We start from the raw sequence: 6811 nt of genomic DNA, 5'->3' as shown, positions 1-6811 counted from the left end.
TTCCGAGAGAAGGCACCACCGCCACGCCGAAAGGACGGCCTGCAGGAGCAGAAGGAAGATGCTGACCGAAATGGTCGCCGCCGACAGGGTCTGGACCGCAGCCCACCCTTCCGAAAAATCTACCTTGCGCGCGATCCATATGACGAGGCCAAGCGCGATAGCCACTTTCAAAACCGGTATGCCGATGCGAAGCAACGCTGGGGAGGACGTAGTAGTCACGGTGTCCGACCCGCGTCAAAACGGTAAAGCTTCCAGCCGAACCGATCCGTCAATATCACCGAAGAGCGAGGCATCATGTGCGCTACGACGCTGTTGGCCATCACCATTTTGTCTTCTCCAAGGCGTTCGGCGAGGAACGCACTACCGGCATCGGCGGGGACGATGAAGTAGCCTATATGATTGTCCCTGATGAAAGCATCGATATCGGAACCCGGTGCAGGCAGCACGTAACGCGGCAGTTGCCAGCCACCATCGCGGCCGCCGTTGTAAGCCGCGGACAATAATGTGTTGGCGGTGTCGAAAGGTTGAAAAACGGTTCGCAGGTCGTGATCTGCGATATAGCGGTACATGAAATAAGCTTCGCGGTGGCTCTCCATGTATTCGTCGACGCTTATCATCCCAAGCACGACGTCGAGTTCTTTCGCCTTGACGGGATCTATGTCGCCGCCGCCCACTCGATACCAGTGGGAAATCCAGAGGCCCCCGGCCAGCAAGCTGACGACAACCGGGCTGGCGACCATGCATGCTGGCGAAGAGACGATTTTCGCAAGTGGGGCTATCTGCGGCAGGACTCGCCTGTCGAGCCATTTATCCAGCCTTTCGCGAACCAGGGAGGCGCCGATAACCCCGGTCGAGAAGAAAAGCAGATAGGCTGGCGTCGCCCACCGTATGTGGTTGAACATAACGGTGTACCATATCACAAACATGGCAGCGACAATCGCTGCCAGAAATGCGATGCGCCGGAAGGCCACTGCCAGACCGGCCAGTATCAAAGCAAGAGCGACGAAGGTATTCGGCTTGCGAGCGAGGAACCAGTCGTAAAGAATATAGAGGAAGTCCTGCCAACCTTGCAGAGTTGCGAGGTTCGTCACGAAATGTCGGTTGGCGGGATCGAAAGCCCGGCCCAATTCGAGCGTATAATCCGCCATCCAAGCATCGGTGAGCCCCGGATGACCGAACAGGAAGGGATAAATCGGATTACCGAGAATGATCAGATTTTTCGCATACCAGTAGCCCGCGACGGCAAGAAATGCGCAGAGGCATGACAGGAAGAGCGGCAGCGATACCCTTCCTTTGAGAAGCGCCGGCATCAATGCCAGTCCTATAAGGCCAACCATTTGCAGTTCCGTATATTTTCCTCCGACCGCTCCCCCTAACACGAGCGCACAATGAAAAAGCTCCGCCGGGCGCCGGGTTTCCAAATAGCGCCACAGAAAAAGCACGGCCGCGACTGAGAAACACGACCGGGCCAGATCCGTCATCGGTTCGCCGACACTCCCCCTGAAGAAGGGGATGCTGAGGATCAGAGCGGCCACCAGGAAAAAACCGCATGCCCGCCAACGACTAGCGCAGCTCGAAAGCAGGAACAGAAACCCGAAGAAAATTGCGATATTCATGGTCGCCGCACCGGTCCAGTGACCGGTGACCATCATGACGAGCGCAAACAGCAGATTGAAGAAGAGTGGAATATTGCCGTAGAAGGGATGGTCGATCTGCGGCGACACAAAGCCGGCGTGCTCGATGATGCTGTTTGCGAGCGGGACGTGGAACACCCATACGTCGGCAATGCCCGGCGGAAATAGGGCCAGAACGCTCCACACATAGCAAAGTACAATGCATGTGAGTGCAGCAAGCACCGGAACCGGATTTCCGTTTTTTGTTTCAGCGGCAATTTTACGAAACAGCGAACCCAGGTCGCAAAGAACGGCAACCAGATCGCGCCAGCGCCAGATCATCGAAACAGCCACGATAGGAACAACAATTTCCCATCGCAGCCCATGAAATGCGCCAAGGATGGTTGCCGCGCCGCCTGATATCGCCAGAGCCGGCAAAATGCCGCTGAATAGAGAATCGATACTATCTCGAAATGGCTGATCGCAACGTCGGTTGAGCCAAGCGACGAGGCCCCTGTCGATCACGAGGCCCCATAATATTATGGAGAGAACCGTGCACCAGCCTACGATCATCATCGCCCTTTCGTGGCTTTTATCCCGCGAGAGGCGGCGCAGGCTTTTTGATCGGCAGCATGACCCCAAGCGCTCGGATCATGAGCCCTGAAATAAAGATCTGAAACGCTGTGGTGATAAGCCAGAGCCCGAAGACGGCCCAGTTCGTTTCGACGCCGATCTCAGGCAGCACGTATCCACTCTCGACATAGGAATCGACGAGTGGGAACGCCAACAAAATGCCTGCAAGAACGGCCACGACCGTTCCCCAAATCGTTGCGTTATAAGGCAGGAGCCGCTCGAAACGGGGCTGCACACGTCCCGAATAATCGAAGATAACCCGACCGATCGCGGCCGAAACCAGCATTGATTGACCAAGCACGGCCAGGGCCATGGCAAAAAGCATGGCGTTGGACGAGAACCGCACACCGGCAATGGACATAGGTCCGGCAAGCAGCGGCAGCATGACGATCAAGCCGAGGGCTAAAAGCAGGAAGCCCGGCCAGATGAGAAAGAAATCGAACCCGTAGACGAACATCGCCTGAAGATTACGCCAGCCTGCGCGCCACGGCTCCATCCAACCCCGCCGCTTCATGTGGCTGAGCCGTCCATCCGGATCTTTCAGGAAGTGGATCGGTACTTCGGTGATCGGAAGCTCCATATGCACGGACTTCAACACCATTTCCGACGCATATTCCCAGCCTTGCGACCGAAGATCCATGCGCAGCAATGCATCGACGCTGATGCCTCGCATGCCGCAATGGATGTCGGAAAAGCGGCTGGCGAACATCCGATTGAGAATCCACGTCGTCAGCGGCGTTCCGAAATAGCGATGCAGGGGCGGCATCGCATTGTCTTCGATCGAGCCCTTGAACCGCGAGCCCATCACAAAGTCGTAGCCCTTCCGGAAGGCCTCGATAAACGGCGCAATCTGGCGAAAATCATAGGTGCAGTCCGCATCGCCCATGATGATGAACTTGCCGCGGACGAATGGAATGGCATCGATATAAGCCCTGCCCAAACCGCGCTTCGGCGTCCGCAGCACGCGGGCCCCCCTGTCGCGCGCGATTTCGGGTGTGCGATCGGTCGAACTGTCGACGATCAGGATCTCCACGGCCGCACCGCTTGCCGCGATACCCTCGCGGCACCAGTCGACGAAGGTTCCGATCGTCAGTTCCTCGTTAAGAGACGGGACGAGGATCGTCACTTCAGGGTCGGTGACATCATCGTCGGGGGTGAGAAGCGTCAATTCCGGATCGTGAATGCTGGGGGAATTCATGCGCGTGAAACGGCTCGTTAGGAGAGAGTGGGCGGGACAAGTCCGCAGGAAAAATCCAATACGGCATGGCAAATCGCCAGATGGGCGATCTCTACATAGCCATATTGATCGGAAGCCACATAAAAGTTCAGGTCACCGAGATCACGCAGCGGATTGCCCGGCGCGAATCCGCTCAAAGTCATGACGGCGCAGCCTTTGCCCCGTGCTGTACGGACGGCCCTGGTAATGCTTTCGGATCTCCCCGAACTGCTGATTGCCACCAGCAGGTCACCTTGGTTCGCGTGCATGGCGATTTGCGTCGAGAACACGTTCTCATATCCGAGATCGTTTGAGAGGCATGTCAGCGTTGCGCCGTCGTTCATCGCCATGGCGCGCAGCCCACCGTTTTTGGCATAGTCCGTCGCCATGTGGCTGGCGATTGCCGCGCTGCCGCCGTTGCCAATGAATATAATCTTCCGTCCGGCATCGTGGGTGGCGCGAGCCAGTTGCATGGACTCCGTCACCGCTGCCGCATAATCCAAGCTTTCTCCGGCTGCCCGCGTAGCGGTTGCATTCACAAGAACATGGCGGAGAAATGTGAAGTACCGATCCAGGTCGCCGGCTGTTACGCCAAGCCCCGAAGATCTGTTGTCGTTCTGTGACATACTCGTTCAGTCCCTACGCCTTGGAAATTGGGGCGTCCTTAAAGATTAAATGGGACAAAGGCAAGTTGCCCGCCCCCTCTTTTGAGGGTTGTCGCAGAGTGTCACGGCTTTGCAACTAACGGTGTCACGCCAGGCATTTGAATTCACCGCCTCTGCTCGAGCTCCAGGGCGCTGATTTGAGATGAGCCGCGCCGATAAATGCTTTCGGCGGTTTACGCGCGGGGCCCGCCTTGCCTTGCGCAGGTTATGACGTGGGGTGAGCGAGGGGATGGCAGCCGCTTCCAGCAAAGCGCTGACCGTCAGTTCCCGACCGCTGCGATCATGCCGATCTCCACGGCGAATTCCGGACCGGCGAGCCTTGCTTCGACCGTGGCGCGCGCTGGCGCATGACCTGAAGGCACCCAGGCGTCCCATACGGCATTCATGTCTTCGAACCTGGACATATCAGCAAGCCAGATCGTCGCGCTGAGGATCCGTGTCGGATCGCTGCCCGCGCCTTCCAGAAGCCGCGTGATCCGCGCCAGGATGTTGGTCGTCTGTTCGCGCACGGACGCGCCCGGTGCGTCGATTGCGACCTGGCCTGCGAGGAAGACGAAGCCGCCGTAGGTCACGGCTTGGCTCATCCGCTTTCCGGTTTCATAGCGTTCGATCTGCATGCTCACCCCCTGAATTAGGCCCTATGCGCAATCTTCTGGCGTTCGGCGCGGCGCTGCAGCCATTGGATCGTGGCGAGGAACAGCGTCGAAAACAGGATGAGGAGCGTGGCGACGGCGGCGATCGTCGGGCTCAGCGTTTCGCGCACGCCGCTCCACATCTGGCGCGGCAGCGTGCGTTCTTCGGAGCCGGCGATGAAGAGTGCGATCACCACTTCGTCGAAAGAGGTCACGAAGGCGAAGAGCGCGCCGGATGCCACCCCCGGCGCGATGACCGGCAGCATGATGCGCAACGTCGCTTCGACCGGGGCTGCGCCGAGACTGGATGCCGCCCGCATCAGATTGTGATCGAAGCTTGCGAGCGTGGCGGTGACGGTGATCACCACGAAGGGGGCGCCGATCGCCGTATGCGCCAGCATCAGCCCGGTCAGGCTGTTGAGCAGCCCGACGGCGGCGAAGGCATAGTAGATGCCGACGGCCGAAACGATGACCGGCACGATCATCGGCGAAATCAGAATGGCGGTCAGCGTTGCACGCGCCGGGCAGGAGGGCCGGCTGAGGCCGATCGCGGCAAGCGTGCCGAGAAAGGTCGACAGAAGCGTGGCGAAGACGGCGACGATGATGCTGTTCTTCAGCGCCAGCTGCCAGACGTTGGAATCGAAGAATTCGCGATACCAGCGGAGCGACAGGCCGGGCATGGGATAGGTGAAGAACGGCTCGGCATTGAAGGAGAGCGGCACGATCGCCACGATCGGCGCGATCAGGAACAGGATCACCAGGCCGCCAGCCAGCCACAACAGGATCGAAAACAGCCGCGGGAAAGAAAGGAAGTTCGTCATCAGCCTATCCTCAGCCTGTCGATACCGACAATGCGATTGTAGACGGCGTAGAGGATCAGCACCGCCACTAGCAGGATCGTGCTCAAAGCCGCCGCCATGCCCCAGTTCGTGACCTGATTGGAGTAATAGGCGATGAAATAGCTCACCATCTGGTCTCCCGGCCCGCCGACCAGAGCCGGCGTGATGTAGTAGCCAAGCGCCAGGATGAAGACGAGTAGCCCGCCGGCGCTGACACCAGGCATGCTCATCGGCAGGTATATGCGGAAGAAGGCCGACATCGGCGGCGCGCCAAGTGACGAGGCGGCACGCAGATAGACCGGAGGGATGCTCTTCATGACGCTGTAGATCGGCAGCACCATGAAGGGCAGCAGAATATGGGTCATGGCGATCAGCACGCCGATGCGATTGTAGATCAGGTCGAGGGGATGCGCTGGGTCGATCAGACCCAACCAGATGAGCGCCGAGTTGATCACGCCGCGTCCCTGCAGCAGGACGACCCAGGCGCTGGTGCGGACCAGAAGCGAGGTCCAGAACGGCAGCAGCACCAGGATCAGCAGCGTATTGGCGACCGCCCCTTTCGACCGGGCAATCAGGGCGGCGAGGGGATAGCCGAGGAACAGGCAGATCACGGTCACCGAAGCGCTGACGACGAATGTGCGGATCAGGACATCGACATGCACCGCATTCTCCGCCGAGACCCTGCCGCTGGCGCCTGAGGCGTCGCGCTCCAGGTCGAGCGAGGCGAGCAGGTAATAGTCGGTGAAGGGCGGTGACGCATTCTTGATGAGCGTCCAGTAGTGCGGGGTCTCCCACTTGGGATCGATGGCAACGAAGGCTGTCTTGTAGGGCGGCTCCGCGTTGCGGATCGTGCGCGCGGTTTTCAAGAGCATCGAGCGCATGCCCGTCTCGTAATAGTTGAGACGCTTGGCCACCTCGGCGATCTGGTCGCGGGGCGATTGTTTCAGATCGGTGGCAAAGGCAGCAAACAGTGCTTCGTCGGGCGGGGATTTTTCATCCCAGCCGGAAAGGGCCGACATCGTGTAGGGCAGGGCGGCGGAAGCCGCCCTGTTGTCGACCGCGCGTGTCAACAACAGGGCAATAGGCAGGACGAAGACGAGCAGCAGGAAGATCAACAGGGGCGCGACCAAGAGCAGCGCTCTCAGCTGCGCCTTGCTTTTCGCACTGCCGAGACTGTTCACCCGCGTGCGGGCGGCAATCACAGAGCCGTCGC

6 protein-coding genes are annotated in these 6811 nt (G+C 59.3%); all 6 read right to left on the bottom strand.

What is annotated here, in order from left to right; genetic code table 11:
- Positions 1 to 215 precede the first annotated feature (215 nt).
- On the bottom strand, positions 216 to 2186 hold the full coding sequence (locus FY112_RS02405; protein ID WP_151517566.1) for a hypothetical protein: 1971 nt from the start codon (positions 2184 to 2186) through the stop codon (positions 216 to 218).
- Between the two features lie 19 nt (positions 2187 to 2205).
- Complete coding sequence (locus FY112_RS02400) at positions 2206 to 3444, bottom strand: glycosyltransferase family 2 protein (RefSeq protein ID WP_151517564.1); 1239 nt, start codon at positions 3442 to 3444, stop codon at positions 2206 to 2208.
- Between the two features lie 17 nt (positions 3445 to 3461).
- Complete coding sequence (locus tag FY112_RS02395; protein WP_131629605.1) at positions 3462 to 4088, bottom strand: SIS domain-containing protein; 627 nt, start codon at positions 4086 to 4088, stop codon at positions 3462 to 3464.
- A gap of 299 nt (positions 4089 to 4387) precedes the next feature.
- Positions 4388 to 4744, bottom strand: a complete 357-nt coding sequence (locus FY112_RS02390; RefSeq protein ID WP_131629604.1) for a RidA family protein — start codon at positions 4742 to 4744, stop codon at positions 4388 to 4390.
- A gap of 14 nt (positions 4745 to 4758) precedes the next feature.
- Entirely contained in the window at positions 4759 to 5580 is an 822-nt protein-coding gene (locus tag FY112_RS02385) for an ABC transporter permease (RefSeq protein ID WP_151517563.1), read from the bottom strand.
- Positions 5580 to 6811, bottom strand: a 1232-nt coding sequence (locus FY112_RS02380) for an ABC transporter permease (RefSeq protein ID WP_246700585.1), incomplete at its 5' end; no start/stop codon positions are given. The genes FY112_RS02385 and FY112_RS02380, both read right to left, overlap by 1 nt.

The organism is Rhizobium sp. PEPV16, assembly GCF_008919455.1.
Lineage (GTDB): Bacteria > Pseudomonadota > Alphaproteobacteria > Rhizobiales > Rhizobiaceae > Rhizobium > Rhizobium leguminosarum_Q.
The sequence above is the reverse complement of the archived record's forward strand: the minus strand, read 5'-3'. Positions and strand labels throughout refer to the sequence as shown.

Excerpts from the sequence above, each read along its gene's own strand:
- FY112_RS02405 (WP_151517566.1), bottom strand. The coding sequence starts at position 2,186 with ATGATCGTAGGCTGGTGCACGGTTCTCTCCATAATATTATGGGGCCTC.
- FY112_RS02400 (WP_151517564.1), bottom strand. The coding sequence starts at position 3,444 with ATGAATTCCCCCAGCATTCACGATCCGGAATTGACGCTTCTCACCCCC.
- FY112_RS02395 (WP_131629605.1), bottom strand. The coding sequence starts at position 4,088 with ATGTCACAGAACGACAACAGATCTTCGGGGCTTGGCGTAACAGCCGGC.
- FY112_RS02390 (WP_131629604.1), bottom strand. The coding sequence starts at position 4,744 with ATGCAGATCGAACGCTATGAAACCGGAAAGCGGATGAGCCAAGCCGTG.
- FY112_RS02385 (WP_151517563.1), bottom strand. The coding sequence starts at position 5,580 with ATGACGAACTTCCTTTCTTTCCCGCGGCTGTTTTCGATCCTGTTGTGG.